The organism is Pseudozobellia thermophila (assembly GCF_900141855.1).
Taxonomy (GTDB): domain Bacteria; phylum Bacteroidota; class Bacteroidia; order Flavobacteriales; family Flavobacteriaceae; genus Pseudozobellia; species Pseudozobellia thermophila.
This window is the reverse complement of sequence record NZ_FQYU01000036.1, coordinates 1-1016: the sequence shown is the minus strand read 5'-3', so window position 1 is coordinate 1016 and position 1016 is coordinate 1. Positions and strand designations below refer to the sequence as shown.

Annotated in this window: 1 protein-coding gene; it reads right to left on the bottom strand. The window is 37.1% G+C overall.

All coding sequences use genetic code 11. The features are described from left to right. Window positions 1–387: 387 nt before the first annotated feature. Window positions 388–1016 (bottom strand): hypothetical protein (locus BUB37_RS21280; protein ID WP_212635345.1); only part of this gene is annotated, 629 nt, incomplete at its 5' end.

The window sequence follows — 1016 nt, the reverse complement described above, 5'->3', positions numbered from 1 at the left end:
TGAAATATAGCAAATTTTATGGGCGAATGTGCAGTCGTACTGTCTGGCCGATGGTCGATGGTAGGAAAAAAAGGTAGGGCGGCGGCCTCGACCGCACGGTTTTTTACGGGCCGGAGGTATCATCGACCATCGGTCAGGCTATGGCAAGTAGGGCAGGCAAGGAAACTTTTCGTTTACGTCTGGTCCGCGAGCCAGAGCTTTTTGTTTTGTAATTATTTTTCTTTTTTAATTGCCAACTTAGCGCAGCGTTATCACGAATTCCTTATTAAAAAAATAGAAATCACATGAGTAAATCCAAAAGATTTGGCGGACTTCGTAAACACGCTCAAGCCTTTGAATTAAGCACTTTACGCCCTATTTGCTATAGCCATCGTTAGCAAAAGTACTTTAGTTTCTTGCGATTTGTTGGATTTTAAATAAAGCATGTGCCTTTATAGAATCTCCTTTCATAGTATAAATGTCCAAACGTTCAAAATCCCCAATAATTTTCACAACATCTTCCTTGGAGACTTTAATTTTTTCCTTGGGTAAAACATATTTAGTTTCGAATTCGTTGTTTACAGATAACTCCAGTTCAACATTGTTTTTAGAGTACCCGACAAGTATGTATTCTAGATACTTTACGATAGGGCGTGATTTTTTTTGATTCTCACTCAAATCCGATTTCACTTCAACCATTTGGATATGGTAAACGTCTTTTACTTTTGGACTTTCAAGTTTATCGGTAATATCTGTACTTAGTTCAGTTACGATTTCTTTCTTTCTATTTGATTTTTTTATTGATTTAATCCCTTCATAAATTCCATCTGATGCCAGTTGGTAAAAAACAAATAAGACTGGCAATAACAGTATGGCCCAGCCAAAATATGCCCAAAAAGGATTTTTCCTTTTCAAACTTTTCAGATTTAAGGCCGTTCTTAATTTATGCTTACCCCTATGTTTAGGACAATAATTCTTTAATAATAAGTTTGATGATGGTGTTGAAAGAGGGGGGGCCAGGGGGAGACTCATAACTT